The sequence below is a fragment of the Anoxybacteroides voinovskiense genome (assembly GCF_014196205.1).
Lineage (GTDB): Bacteria > Bacillota > Bacilli > Bacillales > Anoxybacillaceae > Anoxybacteroides > Anoxybacteroides voinovskiense.
Genome location: NZ_JACIDE010000034.1, coordinates 1 through 19,719, shown reverse-complemented (window position 1 = coordinate 19,719; position 19,719 = coordinate 1). Strand labels below are relative to the sequence as shown.

The following is a 19,719-nucleotide window of genomic DNA, read 5'->3' as shown; positions in this document are numbered from 1 at the left end:
ACTGCTACTTGAGCAAGCTTTCTGAGAGTGGGGCGGCTAGAAGCATAGAGCATAGCAAAAATCTTATTTATCTTTTATCATCGCGGGGTGGAGCAGCCCGGTAGCTCGTCGGGCTCATAACCCGAAGGTCGCAGGTTCAAATCCTGCCCCCGCAACCAAATAATGGTCCCGTAGTGTAGTGGTTAACATGCCTGCCTGTCACGCAGGAGATCGCGGGTTCGAGTCCCGTCGGGACTGCCATTTTAAACGAAACAAGGAAGTTTCGTCTTTTTTTGTGTCTTTCGCAGCCCCATTCCCCCTTTGTATAATATAAAATAGAGTGATGTCCTTAGGAAAAATTCCTAAGGATTTTTTATTATTTTTCAGGCAAGAACGGCAGGAATCGCTTGTTGATGGAGTGAAGCTCATGAAGCGAAAGCGGATGTAGCTCAACTTAGTCTTATCCGAAAAGTAGCAACCATTCGCTATAATATGATACAATGTCAAGCGCAGGCTATTATTTATGCAGTATCTGAAATTTGAAAGATGTATTTTTATTTAGCGCGCAGGTGACTAGTGATGAAACGTTATGAACATATTGTACACTCCGTTGAAGAAACGCAGGAATTTGCTTTCCGTTTAGGAGAAAAACTGGAAGAAAATGATGTTATTGCGCTTGAAGGCGACTTAGGAGCTGGGAAAACGACCTTCACAAAAGGGGTAGCTAAAGGGTTAGGAATTACCCGAACAGTAAACAGCCCGACATTCACGATTGTCAAAGAGTATCAAGGACGCCTCCCACTATATCATATGGACGTATATCGTTTAGAGGATACGTTGGAAGACTTAGGGTTCGATGAGTATTTTGAAGGTGGCGGTGTGACGATCATTGAATGGGCGCACTTGATTCAGCCACAGCTCCCGCATGAGTTGTTATGGATTTACTTATACCACCAAGGAGAATCAAAGCGGAAAATCGTGCTTGAACCGGTTGGGGAACGATATGAACAGTTATGTAAGGAGATTATGGGAAAATGAAGGTATTGGCAATTGACACATCGAATGTGGTCATGGGAATTGCCCTTGTGGATGATGGGACAGTGAAAGGAGAAGTCATTACGAATATAAAAAAGGATCATTCGACGCGCGCGATGCCAGCTATTCAAGCGTTGATGGCTGATTGTCGGATAGCTCCAAAAGATTTGAATTTAATTGTTGTCGCAAAGGGACCAGGTTCTTATACAGGCGTACGAATTGGTGTTACGATTGCGAAAACGTTGGCATGGACGTTGAACGTTCCGATTGTTGGGGTTTCTAGCCTAGAAGTGCTCGCTGCGAATGGTCGATATTTTCGTGGTCTCCTTTCCCCTTTGTTCGATGCAAGAAGAGGGCAAATTTATACCGGATTGTACCGGTATGACGAAGGGCAACTTGAGTGTGTAGAAAGCGATCGGATTGTGTTGGCAAGTGAATGGGCGCAACATGTACGAAAAATGGAGGAACCTGTTCTTTTTTTAGGTGAAGATTTAAGGTTACATGAAGCAGTTTTTGCAGAAACGCTTCCGTTCTTTGCTCATTTTTCCCCTGCATCGCTACAGTTGCCGCGACCAAGCGAATTGGCGTTTCTTGGAATACAAAAAAAACCGGAAGTCGTCCATTCCTTTGTTCCGAATTACATTCGCCTTGCGGAAGCAGAAGCAAAATGGCTTGAAATGCAAAAGGAGCAAAACCGTTATGGAAATTAACTTTCGTCCGATGACGTTAGCTGATTTGGATGGGGTTTTAGTGATTGAAAAAGCGTCGTTTACGCTGCCTTGGAGTCGAGAAGCTTTTTATAATGAACTTGTCCATAACCGGTATGCGAAGTATGTCGTGATGGAGCATGACGGTCGGTTGGTCGGGTATTGTGGAATGTGGGTCGTTGTAGACGAAGCGCATATTACAAATGTGGCGGTATTGCCGGAATATCGCGGGAAAAAGTTAGGGGAAGCACTTATGCGCAAGATGATGGACATGGCTAAACAGCTCGGGGCGGTAACGATGACGCTAGAAGTACGTGTTTCTAATGAGGTGGCGCAATCGCTATATCGCAAATTAGGATTTTTAAACGGAGGAATTCGTAAAAGGTATTATCCAGATAACCAAGAAGATGCTCTTGTAATGTGGGTGAATTTAACGTGAAGAAAGATATTTATGTATTAGGAATCGAAACAAGTTGTGACGAAACAGCCGCGGCAGTCGTGAAAAATGGAAGAGAAATCATGTCCAATATTGTTGCTTCACAAATGGAAAGCCATAAGCGTTTTGGCGGTGTTGTTCCGGAGGTGGCGTCGCGCCATCATGTCGAACAAATTACATTGGTCATTGAGCAAGCGATGAATGATGCTAACATTACTTTTGCTGAACTTGATGCGATTGCGGTAACGCAAGGGCCAGGGCTTGTTGGTGCGCTTTTAATTGGGGTTAATGCGGCAAAAGCATTAGCGTTTGCCCATCAGTTGCCATTAGTTAGTGTGCATCATATAGCTGGGCATATTTATGCGAATCGTCTTGTAACTGAAATGAAATTTCCGCTATTGGCGCTTGTTGTATCTGGTGGGCATACAGAGCTTGTCTATATGAAAGAGCATGGCATATTTGAAGTGATTGGGGAGACGCGAGATGACGCTGCTGGAGAAGCATACGATAAGGTGGCACGAGCGCTCTCCCTTCCATATCCAGGTGGACCGCATATCGATCGATTGGCACACGAAGGAGAAGCGACGATTGATTTACCGCGAGCGTGGTTGGAAGAAGGCTCGTATGATTTTAGCTTCAGTGGTCTGAAATCGGCAGTTATTAATGCGTTGCATAACGCGAAGCAGCGCGGTGAAACGATTGAAGCAAAAGATATGGCTGCAAGTTTTCAAGCGAGCGTGATCGATGTGCTAGTAACGAAAACAGTAAAAGCTGCCCAAGCGTATAACGTTCGTCAAGTATTATTAGCCGGAGGAGTAGCGGCGAACCGCGGGTTGCGGATGGAATTAGAACGAAAAATGGCTGTGCTTGAAGGAGTAGAACTTGTTATTCCGCCGCTTTCCCTTTGTACGGATAATGCGGCAATGATTGCCGCTGCCGGAACGATTTTGTTTGAGCAAGGGAAGTACGCCACGATGGCGTTAAATGCTAATCCAGGGTTAGCTTTAGAGTAAAAACTCCTTTTGTCAAGAGGAGTTTTTCTTTTTTGCAAAAATGTTTGTGTGGATATTTTTATTCACAAGATGTGGGCAATGTGGAAAACAACGATGAAGTTTTGTCTATTCCGCTAGTTTTAACCACAAGTTATTGAGACGGTTTTGTTTATTTTTTGTGGATAATGTGGAAAAGTTGGTGAATAACTTGATATTCAAAGGGGAGATAGTGTGAAAAACTGTGGATAATAAAACCCCCCGTCGTTTGTAAAAACGAGAGGGGGTTTTAGCAATTATTATTGCGATGTATGAAGTACTTCCCATTCTGCTAGTAATGTTTCTAGTTTTTCTTTCATTTCTTCATTTTCCTTTGTTAATTGCTGTGCTTTTTGAAAGTCTTCGTATACGCTAGGTTCACATAGCTGTTGTTCGATATTGGCAATGGTTTCTTCTAGTTGAGCGATTTCTGTTTCGATTTCTTCAATTCGGCGCTTTCGTTGCCGTTCAAGCTTTTTTGCTTCTTTTTCTTGTTCGTATGTTTGTTTGTCGGTACTGTTTTTTTGTGATTGCTTTTCTTCGAGAGCTAAACGTTCTAACTCCAGCATTTCTGCTTTTTTCGTAATGTAGTAATCGTAGTCCCCTAAATATTCGGTAAGGCCGTCTTTTGTTAATTCGTATACTTTCGTTGCGATGCGGTTAATAAAGTAACGGTCATGGGATACGAACAAAATAGTCCCTGGATAGTCGATAAGGGCGTTTTCAAGCACTTCTTTACTGTCTAAATCTAAATGGTTGGTTGGCTCGTCTAAAATAAGAAAATTTGCTTTTTGCAACATTAATTTTGCTAGCGCTAATCTTGCTTTTTCTCCGCCGCTTAATGCGGATACTGGCTTTAGCACATCATCGCCAGAAAAGAGGAAATTGCCTAATACTGTTCGAATTTCTTTTTCCGATTTTAGCGGATATTCATCCCAAAGTTCATCAAGCACGCGCTTATTGGAAGATAAATGCGCTTGATTTTGGTCGTAATAGCCGATTTGAACGTTAGAGCCGTAGCGAAATTTCCCGTTTTGCGGTGAAAGGGTACCGACAATTGCTTTCAGTAGCGTTGATTTTCCGATTCCGTTTGGTCCAACTAAAGCGATGCTGTCGCCTCTTGTGATACGAAAATGAATATTGCGAATAATCGGTTCTTCGCCATAGCCAACCGTTACATTTTCTGCGCTAAGCACTTCGTTTCCGCTTTGCCGTTCAATTTCGAATGAAAACGAAGCGGATTTTTCCTCTCCTGTTGGTTTTTCCATCCGTTCCATTTTTTCGAGCTGTTTTCGGCGGCTTTGCGCTCGCTTGGTTGTTGAGGCACGGGCGATGTTACGTTGAATAAAATCTTTTAATTTTGCTACTTCTTCTTGTTGTTTTTCGTATAGTTTCCATTCCCGTTCTAAGTCTTCCGCTTTTTGTTGCAAATATTTACTATAATTTCCGACGTATTTTTTCACGGTTGTTCGCGAGAGCTCGTATACTTGCGTGACCACTTTATCCAAAAAGTAACGGTCGTGGGAAACGAGCAAAATAGCGCCTGGGTATCCTTGCAAATATTGTTCAAGCCACGTTAAAGTGTCCATATCTAAATGGTTTGTCGGTTCATCAAGAATGAGTAAATCTGGTTTTGTTAGAAGCATTTTTCCGAGCGCTAAGCGCGTTCGTTGTCCGCCGCTTAACGATTGAACGGACGTAGAGTAGTAATCGTATTCGGAAAAGTGTAACCCGTGCAGCACCGAGCGAATTTCGGCTTCGTATTGATACCCTCCTTTTTCTTTAAATGTTTCTTGTAACACGTCATAGTCTTTTAATAGTTTTTCATATCGTTTCTTGTCGTTCATGACTTCAGGATCGCCCATTTGCCATTCCATTGTGCGCAATTCTTTTTCCATTGCTTGAAGCGGTGCAAAGACGGTCATCATTTCGTCCCAGATGGACATCGTAGAGGTTAAGCCGCTATCTTGTGCTAAATAGCCGATTGTAACGTCTTTTGGTTTAATGATTTCTCCGCTATCGTACGACATCTCACCAGCAATTATTTTAAGTAGCGTCGATTTCCCTGCGCCATTTTTTCCGACGAGCGCGATGCGGTCTTTTGATTGTATTTCCAGTTTTATATTCGATAAAATAAGATCAGCACCAAAATATTTAGAAAGCTGACGTACTTGTAAAAGCATCATAATTTTTCACCTCTCGTTTAGTGTAGCGCAATTCGTTTTTCTTAGGCAATCGAGTAAGGAAAGACAGATGCGAAAAAATAGTGTATAGTTTATTATGTGGAGGAGATTTCATTTGGCAGCATTTACACATTTTAACGAACAAGGTCATGCGAAAATGGTCGATATTACGGAAAAAACGGATACGGTGCGAGTAGCGATTGCAAGGACAAGCGTGACCGTAAGCAAAGAAATTTATGAACAAATTACGAACCGTACCGTGCAAAAGGGGGATGTTTTAGCAGTTGCCCAAGTGGCAGGAATTATGGGCGCAAAAAAAACAGCCGAGATCATCCCAATGTGTCACCCGCTCATGCTAAGAGGAGTGGATATTCAGTTTGAGTGGCAACCGAAAGATATGCATTATGAGCTAATGATTACCGTAACGGTGAAAACGAAAGGAAGTACAGGAGTAGAAATGGAAGCGCTAACGGCCGCATCTGTCTGTGCGTTGACCGTGTATGATATGTGCAAAGCGCTTGATAAAGGAATTGTCATTGGCCCGACTTATTTAGTCGAAAAAACGGGTGGAAAATCCGGTCATTACCGGCGAGAAGAATGAGAAAAGCAGATGGTTTGAATGTGGGGGATTATTCATGAGCAATGAACAACCAAAAATTCCACAAGCAACGGCGAAGCGGTTACCGTTGTACTATCGATTTTTAAAAAATTTACACGCTTCTGGAAAGCTACGAGTATCTTCGGCGGAATTGAGCGAGGCGGTGAAAGTAGATTCCGCTACGATTCGCCGAGACTTCTCGTATTTCGGTGCTCTTGGGAAAAAGGGGTACGGTTATAACGTTAGCTATTTATTGTCGTTTTTCCGAAAAACGCTTGACCAAGACGAGATTACCGAAGTGGCGCTTGTTGGAGTCGGAAATTTAGGTACTGCTTTTTTAAATTACAATTTTATGAAAAACAATAATACGCAAATTGTTATGGCATTTGATGTCGATGAAGCAAAAGTCGGTACAGAAGTGGGCGGAGTGCCTGTTTATCATTTAGATGAACTAGAGGAACGGCTGAACGAACGAATTACAGTGGCGATTTTAACCGTCCCTGCACAAGTCGCGCAGCCGATTACCGACCGTCTAGTCCGAAAAGGGATTAAAGGAATTTTAAACTTCACTCCAGCACGTTTAAACGTACCGGGACATATTCGTGTGCATCATATTGATTTAGCTATTGAGTTGCAGTCGCTTGTATACTTTTTGAAAAATTATCCGGCGGAATAGAAGGAGTAAAAATAATGAAATATTTACTTATATTATTTGTTATTCTGTTGTTATTTGGGACGAAAAAGCTCCCAGAACTCGGGAAGTCTCTCGGTCAATCGTTAAAAGAGTTTAAGAAAGAAACGAAAGAGTTAACGGAAGAGGACGACAAAAACGCATAATAGGTAGGATGGTCTCACATGAACGATAAAGAAATGTCGCTATACGAACATCTTGGAGAACTGCGCAAACGGTTAATTATCGTGCTTGTCTTTTTTGCCATCGCAATGGTTGCCAGCTTCTTTTTTGTGGAGCCAGTCATCGTCTATTTGCAAAAAGCGAATGAAGCAAAAGCATTGACGATGAACGCTTTTCGGTTAACCGATCCGATTAAAATTTATATGCAGTTTGCGTTTGTTATTGCGCTCGTGTTAACAGCGCCGGTGTTGTTGTATCAAATTTGGGCGTTTGTTAGCCCGGGATTATATGAAAAAGAGAGAAAGGTAACGTTGAGTTATATCCCGTTATCGCTTTTTCTATTTCTTTCAGGTGTTTGTTTTGCTTACTTTGTTTTATTTCCGTATGTGGTCCAGTTTATGGAAAGTTTAGCATCCGATTTGGGCGTGCAACAAATGATCGGTATTAATGAATATTTTTCGTTTCTACTGCAGCTTGTGTTACCATTTGGGGCGGTTTTTCAGTTGCCGGTAATTGTGATGTTTTTAACACGCCTTGGCTTAATTACGCCAATGCTGTTGTCGAAAGGGAGAAGGTATGCATATTTGATTTTGTTAATTGTTGCAGCGATTATTACACCTCCAGACGTGATATCGCAGCTAATAGTAATGATTCCTCTTTCGATTTTATATGAGATTAGTGTGTGGATTTCAAAAATTGCTTACCGAAAAGTGTTATTGGCAGAACAACAGGCTGGTCAAGATAAATAGACCAGCCTTTATTCTTGCTTCTTTTTCCATTGGATATGCAACCCCACTAAACGAAAGGCCATGCCAAAATCTAATGTGGCCATCACCATTAACGCGACGGTCGAGAAATTCCATATCGTGTCATGGACGCTTTCGGTTGCTAAATACGTAAACAAAGCACCCATGAGGAAATAGAAAAACGATGTTTGTAACGGTGAAGTGTTCATGTTAAAAGCCTCCGAAGATTACTTGCACTTTTCTTTGTTATTTCATGTAGCCAGCGAAAATCGTTTGCATCGCAACGACAAATGTATTCATGGCAACATGGGCAAAAATCGGCACGAAAATGCGGTTTGTTTTTGCGTAAAGAAAGGCAAACGTAAATCCCATTGCTGAATATAGTAAAAGGTGTTCAAATTCCAAGTGTACCGCGGCAAATAACAGCGAGCTAATGGTCGCCGCAATGAAAAAATGATATTTTTGATAAAGCGTCCCAAAAATAATTTTGCGAAAAATGACTTCTTCTAAAATCGGACCGATGACAGACGTGACAATCACAAGCGCAGGGGTTAGTCGAATGATGTCGACGATGCGCTTCGTATTTTCTGACCCCATTTCGATGCCGAAAAGGCGCCATTCGATGTTTGCCGCAATACCTTGGGCAATGAGCGCGAGAAAAAATCCGCCGATTGCCCACATCCACGCGATGGCAAGCGGGGCGCGGTCGCGCATGTGGCGCTCTTTTATATCGTCACGCAGCCAAAAGAGAATAAGAAAAAGGGTAAGTGTAAAACTAATGACCGCCCAATAGCCGGATGCTGCTTCTGTCGCAGTGCTCGATTCTCCGCCAACTCCAAACAAACGCAATAACGGCACTCCTAGGATACTTGATAGCTGCATGATAATATAGGCGATAATAATATACCAATATTGCCGTTTCAATGGCGATTCTCCTTTACAAAAAAAGTAGTAGCACTTCTCGTATTTTAACACATTTTTTGGTTAAGCAGTGATAAGGGGAAGGTTTAGATTTTGGCAAATGAGGAATACTGCAAAGGGGCATAAAATTTTACAATTTTTTTGTGATTCCTACTTGCAAAAACATATGAAGTTCATTATTATTATAAGTGTGTTAGCACTCGATAGAAACGAGTGCTAATAAGTGCGGCAAAAAAATATTGTTTGAGGAGGTTGTTTTCCGTGTTAAAGCCACTAGGTGATCGCATTGTCATTGAGCTAATTCAGACTGAAGAAAAAACTGCAAGCGGTATTGTGTTGCCAGACACTGCGAAAGAAAAACCACAAGAAGGAAAAGTTGTCGCAGTTGGTACAGGGCGTGTTCTTGACAGCGGTGAGCGCGTAGCTCCAGAAGTAGCGGTAGGCGATCGCATTATCTTCTCAAAATATGCAGGTACAGAAGTAAAATACGAAGGAAAAGAATACTTAATTTTACGCGAAAGCGACATTTTAGCTGTTATCGGTTAATGACTTACAGCTTCATATCATAGAGAAAAACAGTTGGAGGAGGTAATGGTTCATGGCAAAAGAAATTAAATTCAGCGAAGAAGCTCGTCGTGCGATGCTACGCGGTGTGGATAAATTAGCAGATGCAGTAAAAGTAACGTTAGGTCCTAAAGGCCGCAACGTTGTATTAGAGAAAAAATTTGGCTCTCCGTTAATTACAAATGACGGGGTAACAATTGCGAAAGAAATCGAGCTAGAAGATCCGTTTGAAAACATGGGTGCGAAGCTTGTTGCAGAAGTAGCAAGCAAAACAAATGACGTTGCTGGTGACGGTACAACAACAGCGACTGTATTAGCTCAAGCAATGATCCGTGAAGGCTTGAAAAACGTAACAGCTGGTGCTAACCCAATGGGTATCCGCAAAGGGATTGAAAAAGCGGTTGCTGTTGCGGTAGAAGAGTTGAAAGCAATCTCTAAACCAATTCAAGGAAACGAGTCTATTGCACAAGTTGCAGCGATTTCTGCAGCGGACGAAGAAGTTGGGAAATTAATTGCAGAAGCAATGGAACGCGTTGGCAACGACGGCGTTATTACGTTAGAAGAGTCAAAAGGCTTCACAACAGAGTTAGATGTTGTAGAAGGTATGCAATTTGACCGCGGATATGTATCTGCGTATATGGTGACAGATACAGAAAAAATGGAAGCAGTATTAGAAAATCCATACATCTTAATCACAGACAAGAAAATTTCAAGCATCCAAGACATCTTGCCGGTATTAGAGCAAGTGGTACAACATGGAAAACCGCTATTAATCATTGCGGAAGATATTGAAGGCGAAGCGCTTGCAACGTTAGTAGTGAACAAACTTCGCGGTACATTCACAGCCGTTGCAGTAAAAGCACCTGGCTTTGGTGACCGTCGTAAAGCAATGTTAGAAGACATTGCGATTTTAACTGGCGGTGAAGTGATTACAGAAGAATTAGGCCGCGATTTGAAATCGGCAACGATTGCATCGCTTGGTCGCGCGTCAAAAGTAATCGTGACAAAAGAACATACAACGATTGTCGAAGGTGCCGGCGATTCTGACCGCATTAAAGCACGCGTCAACCAAATTCGTGTTCAATTAGAAGAAACAACTTCTGAATTTGACCGTGAAAAATTACAAGAGCGCTTAGCGAAATTAGCTGGCGGCGTTGCGGTCATTAAAGTTGGTGCAGCGACAGAAACAGAATTGAAAGAGCGCAAATTGCGCATTGAAGACGCATTGAACTCTACACGTGCGGCTGTTGAAGAAGGGATCGTAGCCGGCGGTGGTACAGCGTTAATGAACGTTTACAGCAAAGTGGCTGCCATCGAAGCAGAAGGCGATGAAGCAACAGGTGTGAAAATCGTTCTTCGCGCAATCGAAGAGCCAGTTCGCCAAATTGCACAAAACGCTGGTTTAGAAGGCTCTGTCATTGTTGAGCGCTTGAAAAATGAAAAACCTGGTATTGGCTTCAACGCTGCAACTGGCGAATGGGTAGACATGATCGAAGCTGGTATCGTGGACCCAACAAAAGTAACTCGCTCTGCACTTCAAAACGCAGCATCTGTTGCCGCTATGTTCTTAACAACAGAGGCAGTCGTTGCGGACAAACCAGAAGAAAACAAAAACACACCAGGCATGCCTGACATGGGCGGCATGATGTAATAGACGATGAGAACCTAGATTCCATTTGGAGTCTAGGTTCTTTTTATTTTTTAAAGGATTTTTCATATTAAACGTAGAATGTGAAAATAATGGAACAAAGAGAAAGAGGAGTTTGAAGATGGAAAAGGAAATGTTACAGCCGCAAATCGCAAATATTGTGCAAAATATCGAAAAAGTAATAATCGGAAAGAGAGATGTTACGACATTAAGCATTGTTGCTTTGCTCGCAGGAGGGCATGTGTTATTGGAAGATGTGCCTGGCGTCGGAAAGACGATGCTCGTTCGGGCATTGGCGAAGTCGGTCAGCGCCCAGTTCAGACGCATTCAGTTTACTCCTGATTTACTTCCTAGCGACGTAACAGGTGTGTCTATTTATAATCCAAAAGAAGGGCAATTTGAGTATAAAGCAGGTCCGATTATGGGACATATTATTTTGGCGGATGAAATTAACCGCACCTCACCGAAAACACAGTCCGCGTTATTGGAGGCGATGGAAGAAGGGAATATTACGGTCGATGGCATCACAAGACCGTTGCCGCGTCCATTTTTTGTGATGGCGACGCAAAACCCGATTGAATATGAGGGAACGTATCCGTTGCCGGAAGCGCAGTTAGACCGGTTTTTGCTTAAAATGAAAATGGGCTATCCGTCGCTTTTAGAAGAAATCGATATATTACACCGTGTCGAAAAGAAAGCGCCAATTGATGACTTGCAGCCGGTCATTACGGTGGAGGAATTGCTTTCCTTGCAGAAACACGTGAAAGAAGTATACGTCGGTGAGCCGATTAAACGATACATTGTCGAAATTGTGCAGCGGACTCGTTCGCACGCTTCGATTTATTTAGGAGTAAGCCCGCGCGGTTCGGTCGCATTGATGAAAGCAGCACAAGCATATGCGTTTATGCATAGCCGTGATTTTGTCATTCCAGACGACATCCAGTTTTTAGCCCCATATGTGCTTTCACACCGAATCATTTTAAAGCCAGAAGCGAAGTTTGACGGACTTTCCGCCGAAGAAGTCATCGCACAGCTTCTTTCGCGTACCCCGGTGCCGGTGCAAAGGTAGTGTCGAGCATGAAAAAGAAGTTGAAATTTGTGCGCCAAGTAGGAACCGTGCTGGGGTTAGTTAGTATCTTATTTTCTTATGCGATGTTTCAAGGCGGGTTTGTCAGCTGGTTTTTATTTTATAGCTTTTTGCCATTCGGATTATGTGCGTTAGCGATTGCAGCCTACCCTCTTCGCCGCATCCAAGTAACGCGAACGATTGCTTCTTCGTCGTATTATGCGGGGGATACGTTGACGGTGGCTATTTCGCTTCATTTACCGTTTTTCGTTCCGCTCGCCTATGTGACGGTCGAGGAAAATTGGCCGCTTGCATTGCAGCAAACCGAGCGAAATCGTGCGGTGCCGCTATTTTGGCGAAAAACGTATTCATGCACTTATATCGTCTCTCCTTTGCCGCGCGGGGAACATGTATTTTCCGCGATTCGCGTAACGATGACAGATTGGTTTGGATTGGTGAGGAAAGAAGCGTCCTTCCCGTTAGAGGATGTCGTTGTTGTTTATCCGCGCTACGTGGAGATGAAATACCGGAAAATTGGCTCTCAGTTAGACCAAGGAGGGGCTGCTTCATCCATTCCTCTCCATCGCGATATGACAATGGCGGTCGGGGTTCGGGAGTACGTCCAAGGCGATCGGTTCTCTTGGATTCATTGGAAAGCGTCGGCGCGAAAAAATGAGCTGATGACAAAAGAATTCGAAGAACGGCAAAGCGATGATATAGTTGTTGTGCTTGATCGTACACCTACGCCGTTATTTGAGGAAATGGTTACGTTTACCGCTTCCTTCCTTCGTGCTGCCATCAAAAAGGGGGTACAAACCGGACTGATTTCCGTTGGAAGCGATCGTTTCATTTTCCCAGCCCGAAACGGGGAAGCGCATTTACAGCAACTGTTTTATCATTTAGCGAAAACGGCGTGCGATAGTCCTCAACCGTTGGCGCGCATCCTTCAGAAAGAAATGACACAATGGCCGCTATCCGTTTCCGTAAGTTATGTCACATCACAGCTTACGAAAGAAACAGCCGCCTTGCTTTCTGATTTTGCCGCTAAAAATCGTCGTGGGACGGTCTTTTTAATAAAACGCGATGAACATGGGGTGGCAAATGAGGAACGAGACCTAGTCGAGCAATTGCGCAGAAAAGGAATAATTACAATCATCGCAACACCAGAACAGTTCGCAAACGCCTTAGTGGGAGGGTCGTAATGTGAACAACAGAAAACAAGAACGAATGTACCGCTTTATGTTGTCGCTTGTTGCGTTTTGGCTTTTATGGGAATGGCTAATACCGCTAAAAACGGTTTCTGATACGAAAAATGTCGATGTCTTTATCGGGTTTGTTGCGTGTTGTTTATTGCTTTCACTTTTGCCGCTGCCGCGTTGGCTAGCTGCTAGCTTTAAATGGCTCTATATTTTTTATGCGCTCAATGCGTTGTTTTTCCATGTTCCGTTTTTTTCGTTTCGTTGGTTTTCACTATTGATACAAGAGATCGTTGCACACATTACTATTGTTCGTCATTTTCGCTGGATGGAGATGACGAACGTATTTCGTAGCTTTCTCTTTTTTCTTTTGTTATGGATGATGGTATATTTAGTGCGCTATTGGCTATTTGTTCGGAAGAAAATTTGGTTGTTTTATGCGCTGACAGTGCTTTATATTGCCGTTCTTGATACGTTCACTGCTTTTTACGGCAACGGGGCGATTGTCCGGTTAGTCACCATTGGCTTTTTTTTAGTCAGCTGGCTTCATTACGAACGATTTTCAAAAATAAATGCTAAATGGCTATTAGTGTGTGCGGCGAGCATTGGCATTTCGGTAGCGATCGCATACGTTTCGCCAAAATTGCCTCCGCAATGGCCAGACCCAGTCGCCTTTATCAAAGGCTATGCAAAAGAAACGAAACAAGAAACGACCGCCGCTTCCTCGTCTGTGAAAAAAATCGGATACGGAACGAACGATTCACGGTTAGGCGGACCGTTTGAGGCGGATGATACGATTGTTTTTACGGCGATAGACGAACAGCGTCATTACTGGAGGGTCGAAACGAAAGATGTGTATACCGGAAAAGGATGGGAAGTACGTGATACGGAAGAAATTCGTACATTTCACAACGGAAACATTACTCATCCATGGTGGGAGAATGTGAAAAAAACAATATTGGCAGCACATGTACAAATGGCGCAAGCGCGTATATATTTAGCCTACCCGGAAGGGGTCAAAACAATAAGTGCCCCACAAAACGTTGTTTTTCGTATGCAGCTATCGAACGAAAAAATGTATCCGACTGACCGAGAATCGTACATTCAGCCAGTTCAAGAATACGTAGTGACATACGAGTATCCAACTTTTTCGGTCGAACAATTGAACGCAGCGCCACCAGTAAACGACCGTTCGCTTGTTGAACGATATACACAACTTCCAGATACGTTGCCGCCAAGAGTACGCCAACTAGCACAAACGATCACAAAGGAAAAAACGACACCATACGAAAAAGCCAAGGCGATTGAACAATATTTCCATTTTAATGGCTTTGCATATGAAACAAAAGAGGTGGCGGTTCCAGGAAAAGACGACGATTACGTCGATCAATTTTTATTTAAAACGAAAAAAGGGTATTGCGATAATTTTTCGACATCAATGGTCGTGATGCTTCGTTCCATTGGAATTCCTGCCCGTTGGGTGAAAGGATATACGTCAGGGGAATATATTGGCGAATCAGCAAATGGAAAAAAGATGTATACCATTACCAATAACAACGCCCATTCATGGGTAGAAGTATATTTTTCCGGCATCGGCTGGGTGCCATTTGAACCGACACAAGGATTTAGTAACCCGTATTCTTTTACAGAAACGACACCGAAAAGCGTCCCGACGCCTGTTCCGAAACAGACGGAGCCTGCGCAGCCGCGCGTGAAGTTAGACCGTATAATTGAAAAAGAGCGAGCATCGGTACCAAGCTGGAAAGAAACTGTAATGGCGTTGTTTACATGGAAAAAAATAGCATGGATAATATTAGCGGTGATTAGTATCATGTGGCTACTTTATGCGACGCGAAGAAAATGGCGGCCGTACGTGACGTTATGGCGTTTTCGCTATCTCCATAGCGATGATAGCTTTGGCAAAGCGTACATTGCGTTATTAAAGCATTTGCGTGATTATGGATTACATCGAAAGCAAGGGCAGACGTTAAGGCAATATGCAGCATTAGTAGACGATGCATTTGGCACGAACGAGATGAGCCGATTAACACATTTGTACGAGCGAATCGTTTATAAAAACGATGCGGGGGAAAAGTGGGGTGAAATGAAAGAATTGTGGGAAAATTTAATAAAAAGAACGGTATCTTGACCGTTATCGGGAAGTGTTGATAGAATGAATTAAAATTTAAGACGAAATGTACCTTCGTATATCCTCGATAATATGGTTCGAGAGTCTCTACCGGGACACCGTAAATGACCCGACTACGAAGGCAGATGTTCTATTGCTAGAATTCTGCCTTCGTTTTTTGTTGAAGAGGTGTGAATTCTAGCTTTATTTTTTAAAATTGGGGGGAAAGTTGTGGGACAAAACCAAGAAATGATTGTTGTTCTTGATTTTGGAAGTCAGTATAACCAGCTAATTACTCGTCGCATTCGCGAGTTCGGCGTCTACAGTGAGTTGCATCCGCATACGATTACAGCTCAACAAATTCAAGAAATGAACGCAAAAGGAATCATTTTTTCTGGCGGACCAAACAGTGTGTACGATGACAATGCGTTTACGTGCGACCCGGCGATTTTTGAATTGGGGCTGCCGATTTTAGGGATTTGTTACGGGATGCAGCTAATGACCCATCATTTAGGAGGGAAAGTCGAAAAAGCGACGCATCGTGAGTATGGAAAAGCGACGATTCAAGTAGAGCATGCCTCTCGTTTGTTCGAACGGTTACCTTCTGAGCAAATCGTTTGGATGAGCCACGGCGATTTAGTAACGGAAACGCCAAGCGGATTTACGATCGATGCGACAAGCTCATCATGTCCGATTGCGGCGATGAGCGATGAAACGAGAAAGTTTTATGCGGTACAGTTTCATCCAGAAGTGCGTCATTCTGTTTACGGAAACGACTTGTTAAAGCAATTTGTGTTCGACATTTGTCAATGCAAAGGCGACTGGACGATGGGCAGCTTTATTGACAATGAAGTTCGTAAAATACGTGAGCTCGTCGGAGAGAAAAAAGTACTTTGCGCCTTAAGTGGCGGCGTTGATTCGTCGGTAGCGGCTGTGCTTGTGCATCGAGCGATTGGCGATCAATTAACGTGCATTTTTGTCGACCACGGCTTGCTTCGTAAAGGCGAGGCGGAAAGCGTCATGAAGACGTTCCGCGAAGGGTTCCATATGAACGTCATTAAAGTCGAGGCGAAAGAGCGGTTTTTAAGCAAACTAAAAGGTGTGTCTGACCCAGAGCAGAAGCGGAAAATTATCGGCAACGAGTTTATTTACGTATTCGATGACGAAGCGGCAAAACTTGAAGGAATCGAATTTTTAGTGCAAGGAACGCTTTATACGGACATTATCGAAAGTGGCACAGCGACGGCGCAAACGATTAAATCACATCATAACGTCGGTGGATTGCCGGAAGATATGAAATTTACCCTCATCGAGCCGCTAAACACACTTTTCAAAGACGAAGTACGTGCGCTCGGAACGGAATTAGGGATTCCGGATGACATTGTATGGCGCCAGCCGTTCCCAGGACCAGGACTAGGGATTCGTGTGCTCGGTGAAGTAACGGAAGAAAAGCTAGAAATCGTTCGCGAATCGGACGCCATTTTACGGGAAGAAATTAAAAAAGCGGGCCTAGATCGGGAAATTTGGCAGTACTTCACCGTGTTGCCGGACATTCGCAGCGTCGGAGTAATGGGGGATGCGCGCACGTATGATTATACGGTCGGCATTCGGGCGGTAACGTCAATTGACGGCATGACTGCCGATTGGGCGCGAATTCCGTGGGATGTATTAGAAATCATTTCGACGCGCATTGTCAATGAAGTGCCTCACGTCAACCGCGTCGTGTATGATATTACAAGCAAGCCGCCAGCGACGATTGAATGGGAATAAAAAACGAACGAAAACGAACATTTTTTATAAAATGTTCGTTTTTTATCTTGACGACAGGGAACCTCATTGCTAAAATGTAAATGGAAAAGCGAATATTGTCAAAATCCGTCGTATAATCTCGGGGATATGGCCTGAGAGTTTCTACCAAGCTACCGTAAATAGCTTGACTACGAGGTATAGTGGGGAACGAAAGTGTTTTATCTTTTGCTATGTATGCAAAAGATAGCTCTTTCTTTTGTCCATTATCCTTATAGTCAGCGCTTCTGGTAGCTTACTAGAAGCGTTTTACTATTTTTTAAGGAGGACAAAGCAGTGAGAAAGTATTTCCAATTTGATGAGCTTGGCACAAATTATCGGACAGAAATTATTGCTGGGCTCACGACGTTCTTATCCATGGCTTATATTTTATTCGTCAACCCATTTACGCTCTCATTAGGGGCAGTGAAAGATTTTCCGAATGAACTTCGGATTGATCAAGGGGCTGTGTTTGTCGCAACGGCGCTAGCAGCGGCATATGGCTCAATTTTGATGGGGATTTTAGCGCGGTATCCAATTGCGCTAGCACCAGGAATGGGGCTAAACGCGTTTTTTGCGTTTACGGTTGTGTTGCATATGCAAATTCCTTGGCAAACGGCACTCGCGGGAGTATTTGTTTCAGGGATTATTTTTACGCTTTTAACGTTAACGGGAATTCGGGAAAAAATTATTGATGCTATTCCGGTGGAATTAAAATACGCAGTTGGCACTGGTATTGGTTTGTTTATTACGTTTATCGGTTTGCAAAACGCAGGAATTATCGTTGACAATCCAGCAACGCTCGTTGGGTTAAGTGATTTGAAAAACGGCAATACGCTACTTGCGATTTTCGGCTTAGTTGTCACCGTCATCTTAATGGTTCGGAAAGTGAATGGCGGCGTGTTTTATGGGATGGTGATTACAGCAATTGCTGGTATGGTTTTTGGATTAATTAAAGTGCCACATCAAATCATTGGAGCCATTCCGGATATTTCGCCAACGTTTGGGGTTGCAATTAAACATTTGCCGGACATTTTCTCGCTTAAAATGTTAGGGGTTGTTTTAACATTCTTTATCGTTGACTTTTTTGATGCGACAGGGACGCTTCTAGCAGTAGCAAACCAAGCAGGATTGTTAAAAGACAACAAACTGCCACGCGCGGGGAAAGCGTTGCTTGTTGATGCGACAGCAGTAATGGTTGGAGCGATTTTTGGAACTTCGACAACGACTTCTTACATTGAATCATCCGCAGGCGTTGCAGCAGGAGGACGTTCAGGGTTTTCGGCTGTAGTGACAGGTATTTTATTCTTATTGGCATTATTTTTCTCACCATTATTGAGCGTCATTACGGCACCGGTGACCGCGCCAGCGTTAATTATCGTCGGGGTATTAATGGCATCTTCGGTTGGAGAAATTAATTGGAAAAAGTTTGAGGTAGCTGTTCCAGCGTTCTTCACACTTATTACGATGCCGCTTTCTTATAGCATCGCCACAGGGATTGCGGTCGGTTTCTTGTTCTATCCGATTACGATGATTGTAAAAGGACGCGGTAGAGAAGTTCATCCGATTCTTTATGTGTTGTTCTTCATTTTCCTTGCATATTTCTTGTTCTTAAGAGAATAGTGATAATGAGATGCCTGCAAAAAATGCAGGCATCTTTTTTTGAAAGGTAAGAAAGTATAAAATTTTACGATTAGGTGGAGCGCTGTCTAGCTTCAAGCGCCATCGGCTCGAGTCGCCTCGCCCCACGCTGCGGCGGCGAGCCTCCTCGGTGGGGCTTGTGCGATCTTCGCCGATAGGCGGGCGCTTTGCGCTTTTCTTAAAGGTTCCGTGAGTAACGGTTTTTATGCTTAGTACACAAAGTTTGTTTCTAGATGATTTATCGGCTAAATTTGTTTTATACTTTTGAAAAAAGGGGAGGGATTTTTATGTGGAAATTAGACATTGATCAAGACACGGAGTTAAAATTGCTTGAACTAGAAGATGCAGAGATGCTTTTTGCTTTAGTAGATTCATGCCGCCCTTACTTGCGTCAATGGCTGCCTTGGATTGACGCGACGCAAACAGTAGACAACTCTCGTCAGTTTATTGAGTTTGGGTTGCAAAAGTTTGCAGCGAATAACGGGCTAGAAGCAGGAATTTGGTATAAGGGACAATTAGCGGGGGTTATTGGTCTTCATTATATTGACAAAAACAATCGGAAGACGAGCATTGGCTACTGGTTGGCAGAGTCATTCCAAGGCCATGGATTGATGACGAAAGCTTGCCGTGCTTTGATTAGCTATGCGTTCGAGCAGTTTCAGTTGAATCGAGTGGAAATTAGGGTGGCAGTTGAGAACTATAAAAGCAGAGCTATTCCCGAACGGCTAGGACTAGTGAAGGAAGGGGTGGTAAGGGAAGCAGAATGGCTGTACGATCATTTTGTTGACCATATCGTATATGGAGTGCTCGCAAAAGAATGGGCGTGAACGAAAAAAGCGGAACGCTCTGCTCTTCGGTAGGGCGTTTTTTAGGGAAAACATTCATGATGCCGCTCAAATATGAAAATAATAGTTGACTTGAAAGGCAAGAAGATGGTATATTATTAGAGCTGTTGTTAAACAATAAAAATTCAAGAAAAAATCAAAAATAAGTATTGACCTCTTTGGTTAAGTGTGTTATATTATATGAGGTCGTTTGATGGGTGTTCTTTGAAAACTGAACAAAACGAAGCGTCCTCGTGAATGAACGAGTAAAATATGAGTTTGGAACAAAACTTTCTATGGAGAGTTTGATCCTGGCTCAGGACGAACGCTGGCGGCGTGCCTAATACATGCAAGTCGAGCGGATCGAAAAGAAGCTTGCTT

Annotated in this window: 19 protein-coding genes, 2 tRNA genes, 1 rRNA gene and 2 riboswitches; of the genes, 19 read left to right on the top strand and 3 right to left on the bottom strand. The window is 43.2% G+C overall.

Going from position 1 to position 19,719, the window contains the following annotated elements; genetic code table 11:
* Positions 1-81: 81 nt before the first annotated feature.
* The 6 genes from GGR02_RS16185 (at position 82) to tsaD (ending at position 3,170) form a co-directional block, all read left to right on the top strand.
* Positions 82-158 (top strand) — tRNA-Met (locus tag GGR02_RS16185).
* A gap of 6 nt (positions 159-164) precedes the next feature.
* A tRNA-Asp gene (locus tag GGR02_RS16180) sits at positions 165-240 on the top strand.
* A gap of 318 nt (positions 241-558) precedes the next feature.
* Positions 559-1,017, top strand: coding sequence for a tRNA (adenosine(37)-N6)-threonylcarbamoyltransferase complex ATPase subunit type 1 TsaE (gene tsaE, locus GGR02_RS16175; RefSeq protein WP_183185992.1), 459 nt, complete (start codon positions 559-561; stop codon positions 1,015-1,017).
* Complete coding sequence (gene tsaB / locus GGR02_RS16170; RefSeq protein ID WP_183185991.1) at positions 1,014-1,724, top strand: tRNA (adenosine(37)-N6)-threonylcarbamoyltransferase complex dimerization subunit type 1 TsaB; 711 nt, start codon at positions 1,014-1,016, stop codon at positions 1,722-1,724. Before tsaE ends, tsaB begins: the two co-directional genes overlap by 4 nt.
* A complete protein-coding gene (gene rimI, locus GGR02_RS16165) occupies positions 1,714-2,160 on the top strand; it encodes a ribosomal protein S18-alanine N-acetyltransferase (RefSeq protein WP_183185990.1) in 447 nt (148 codons plus the stop codon). Before tsaB ends, rimI begins: the two co-directional genes overlap by 11 nt.
* On the top strand, positions 2,157-3,170 hold the full coding sequence (tsaD, locus tag GGR02_RS16160; RefSeq protein ID WP_183185989.1) for a tRNA (adenosine(37)-N6)-threonylcarbamoyltransferase complex transferase subunit TsaD: 1,014 nt from the start codon (positions 2,157-2,159) through the stop codon (positions 3,168-3,170). Before rimI ends, tsaD begins: the two co-directional genes overlap by 4 nt.
* 275 nt (positions 3,171-3,445) lie before the next feature.
* On the opposite strand, the gene GGR02_RS16155 is transcribed toward tsaD, so the two are convergent.
* Positions 3,446-5,371, bottom strand: a complete 1,926-nt coding sequence (locus GGR02_RS16155) for an ABC-F family ATP-binding cassette domain-containing protein (RefSeq protein ID WP_183185988.1) — start codon at positions 5,369-5,371, stop codon at positions 3,446-3,448.
* Between the two features lie 112 nt (positions 5,372-5,483).
* Between GGR02_RS16155 and moaC the strand changes: the two genes are divergently transcribed.
* From moaC to tatC, 4 genes are read left to right on the top strand one after another with little or no spacing between them, the layout of a single operon-like run.
* The gene (gene moaC / locus GGR02_RS16150) at positions 5,484-5,969 is read left to right on the top strand and encodes a cyclic pyranopterin monophosphate synthase MoaC (RefSeq protein WP_183185987.1); all 486 of its coding nucleotides are present in this window, start codon (positions 5,484-5,486) and stop codon (positions 5,967-5,969) included.
* Positions 5,970-6,003: 34 nt separating this feature from the next.
* The gene (locus tag GGR02_RS16145) at positions 6,004-6,642 is read left to right on the top strand and encodes a redox-sensing transcriptional repressor Rex (RefSeq protein ID WP_183185986.1); all 639 of its coding nucleotides are present in this window, start codon (positions 6,004-6,006) and stop codon (positions 6,640-6,642) included.
* Positions 6,643-6,656: 14 nt separating this feature from the next.
* Complete coding sequence (gene tatA / locus GGR02_RS16140) at positions 6,657-6,803, top strand: twin-arginine translocase TatA/TatE family subunit (protein WP_183185985.1); 147 nt, start codon at positions 6,657-6,659, stop codon at positions 6,801-6,803.
* Between the two features lie 18 nt (positions 6,804-6,821).
* Positions 6,822-7,568, top strand: coding sequence for a twin-arginine translocase subunit TatC (gene tatC / locus GGR02_RS16135; RefSeq protein WP_183185984.1), 747 nt, complete (start codon positions 6,822-6,824; stop codon positions 7,566-7,568).
* An 8-nt stretch (positions 7,569-7,576) separates the two neighbouring features.
* On the opposite strand, the gene GGR02_RS16130 is transcribed toward tatC, so the two are convergent.
* Positions 7,577-7,774 carry a YdiK family protein gene (locus tag GGR02_RS16130; protein ID WP_183185983.1) on the bottom strand — a complete coding sequence of 66 codons (198 nt, stop codon included), beginning with the start codon at positions 7,772-7,774 and terminating at the stop codon, positions 7,577-7,579.
* Positions 7,775-7,811: 37 nt separating this feature from the next.
* The gene (locus GGR02_RS16125; protein WP_183185982.1) at positions 7,812-8,489 is read right to left on the bottom strand and encodes a CPBP family intramembrane glutamic endopeptidase; all 678 of its coding nucleotides are present in this window, start codon (positions 8,487-8,489) and stop codon (positions 7,812-7,814) included.
* 258 nt (positions 8,490-8,747) lie between these two features.
* Between GGR02_RS16125 and groES the strand changes: the two genes are divergently transcribed.
* The 9 genes from groES to GGR02_RS16080 all read left to right on the top strand — a co-directional run.
* Positions 8,748-9,032: a co-chaperone GroES gene (groES, locus tag GGR02_RS16120; RefSeq protein WP_066321986.1), complete on the top strand. Its 285-nt coding sequence runs from the start codon at positions 8,748-8,750 to the stop codon at positions 9,030-9,032.
* 52 nt (positions 9,033-9,084) lie between these two features.
* Complete coding sequence (gene groL, locus GGR02_RS16115; protein WP_183185981.1) at positions 9,085-10,701, top strand: chaperonin GroEL; 1,617 nt, start codon at positions 9,085-9,087, stop codon at positions 10,699-10,701.
* A 118-nt stretch (positions 10,702-10,819) separates the two neighbouring features.
* Entirely contained in the window at positions 10,820-11,767 is a 948-nt protein-coding gene (locus GGR02_RS16110) for an AAA family ATPase (protein ID WP_183185980.1), read from the top strand.
* Between the two features lie 8 nt (positions 11,768-11,775).
* Positions 11,776-12,966, top strand: a complete 1,191-nt coding sequence (locus GGR02_RS16105) for a DUF58 domain-containing protein (RefSeq protein WP_229706259.1) — start codon at positions 11,776-11,778, stop codon at positions 12,964-12,966.
* A gap of 1 nt (position 12,967) precedes the next feature.
* Positions 12,968-15,109, top strand: a complete 2,142-nt coding sequence (locus tag GGR02_RS16100; protein ID WP_306415787.1) for a DUF4129 domain-containing transglutaminase family protein — start codon at positions 12,968-12,970, stop codon at positions 15,107-15,109.
* Between the two features lie 34 nt (positions 15,110-15,143).
* A riboswitch (purine riboswitch) is annotated at positions 15,144-15,245 on the top strand.
* A gap of 92 nt (positions 15,246-15,337) precedes the next feature.
* Positions 15,338-16,858: a glutamine-hydrolyzing GMP synthase gene (guaA, locus tag GGR02_RS16095; protein ID WP_183185993.1), complete on the top strand. Its 1,521-nt coding sequence runs from the start codon at positions 15,338-15,340 to the stop codon at positions 16,856-16,858.
* An 88-nt stretch (positions 16,859-16,946) separates the two neighbouring features.
* Positions 16,947-17,048, top strand: a riboswitch (purine riboswitch).
* Positions 17,049-17,170: 122 nt separating this feature from the next.
* Positions 17,171-18,496: an NCS2 family permease gene (locus GGR02_RS16090; protein WP_183185979.1), complete on the top strand. Its 1,326-nt coding sequence runs from the start codon at positions 17,171-17,173 to the stop codon at positions 18,494-18,496.
* A gap of 305 nt (positions 18,497-18,801) precedes the next feature.
* Entirely contained in the window at positions 18,802-19,341 is a 540-nt protein-coding gene (locus GGR02_RS16085) for a GNAT family N-acetyltransferase (protein ID WP_183185978.1), read from the top strand.
* Between the two features lie 290 nt (positions 19,342-19,631).
* Positions 19,632-19,719, top strand: a 16S ribosomal RNA gene (locus GGR02_RS16080); the annotation flags it as partial.

What these genes read in the sequence shown, in the direction of transcription:
- GGR02_RS16155 (WP_183185988.1), bottom strand. Translation starts at nt 5,371, where the DNA reads ATGATGCTTTTACAAGTACGTCAGCTTTCTAAATATTTTGGTGCTGAT.
- guaA (WP_183185993.1), top strand. Translation starts at nt 15,338, where the DNA reads ATGATTGTTGTTCTTGATTTTGGAAGTCAGTATAACCAGCTAATTACT.
- tatC (WP_183185984.1), top strand. Translation starts at nt 6,822, where the DNA reads ATGAACGATAAAGAAATGTCGCTATACGAACATCTTGGAGAACTGCGC.
- groL (WP_183185981.1), top strand. Translation starts at nt 9,085, where the DNA reads ATGGCAAAAGAAATTAAATTCAGCGAAGAAGCTCGTCGTGCGATGCTA.
- GGR02_RS16105 (WP_229706259.1), top strand. Translation starts at nt 11,776, where the DNA reads ATGAAAAAGAAGTTGAAATTTGTGCGCCAAGTAGGAACCGTGCTGGGG.
- GGR02_RS16085 (WP_183185978.1), top strand. Translation starts at nt 18,802, where the DNA reads ATGTGGAAATTAGACATTGATCAAGACACGGAGTTAAAATTGCTTGAA.
- tsaE (WP_183185992.1), top strand. Translation starts at nt 559, where the DNA reads ATGAAACGTTATGAACATATTGTACACTCCGTTGAAGAAACGCAGGAA.
- tatA (WP_183185985.1), top strand. Translation starts at nt 6,657, where the DNA reads ATGAAATATTTACTTATATTATTTGTTATTCTGTTGTTATTTGGGACG.
- GGR02_RS16110 (WP_183185980.1), top strand. Translation starts at nt 10,820, where the DNA reads ATGGAAAAGGAAATGTTACAGCCGCAAATCGCAAATATTGTGCAAAAT.
- rimI (WP_183185990.1), top strand. Translation starts at nt 1,714, where the DNA reads ATGGAAATTAACTTTCGTCCGATGACGTTAGCTGATTTGGATGGGGTT.
- GGR02_RS16145 (WP_183185986.1), top strand. Translation starts at nt 6,004, where the DNA reads ATGAGCAATGAACAACCAAAAATTCCACAAGCAACGGCGAAGCGGTTA.
- GGR02_RS16130 (WP_183185983.1), bottom strand. Translation starts at nt 7,774, where the DNA reads ATGAACACTTCACCGTTACAAACATCGTTTTTCTATTTCCTCATGGGT.
- tsaB (WP_183185991.1), top strand. Translation starts at nt 1,014, where the DNA reads ATGAAGGTATTGGCAATTGACACATCGAATGTGGTCATGGGAATTGCC.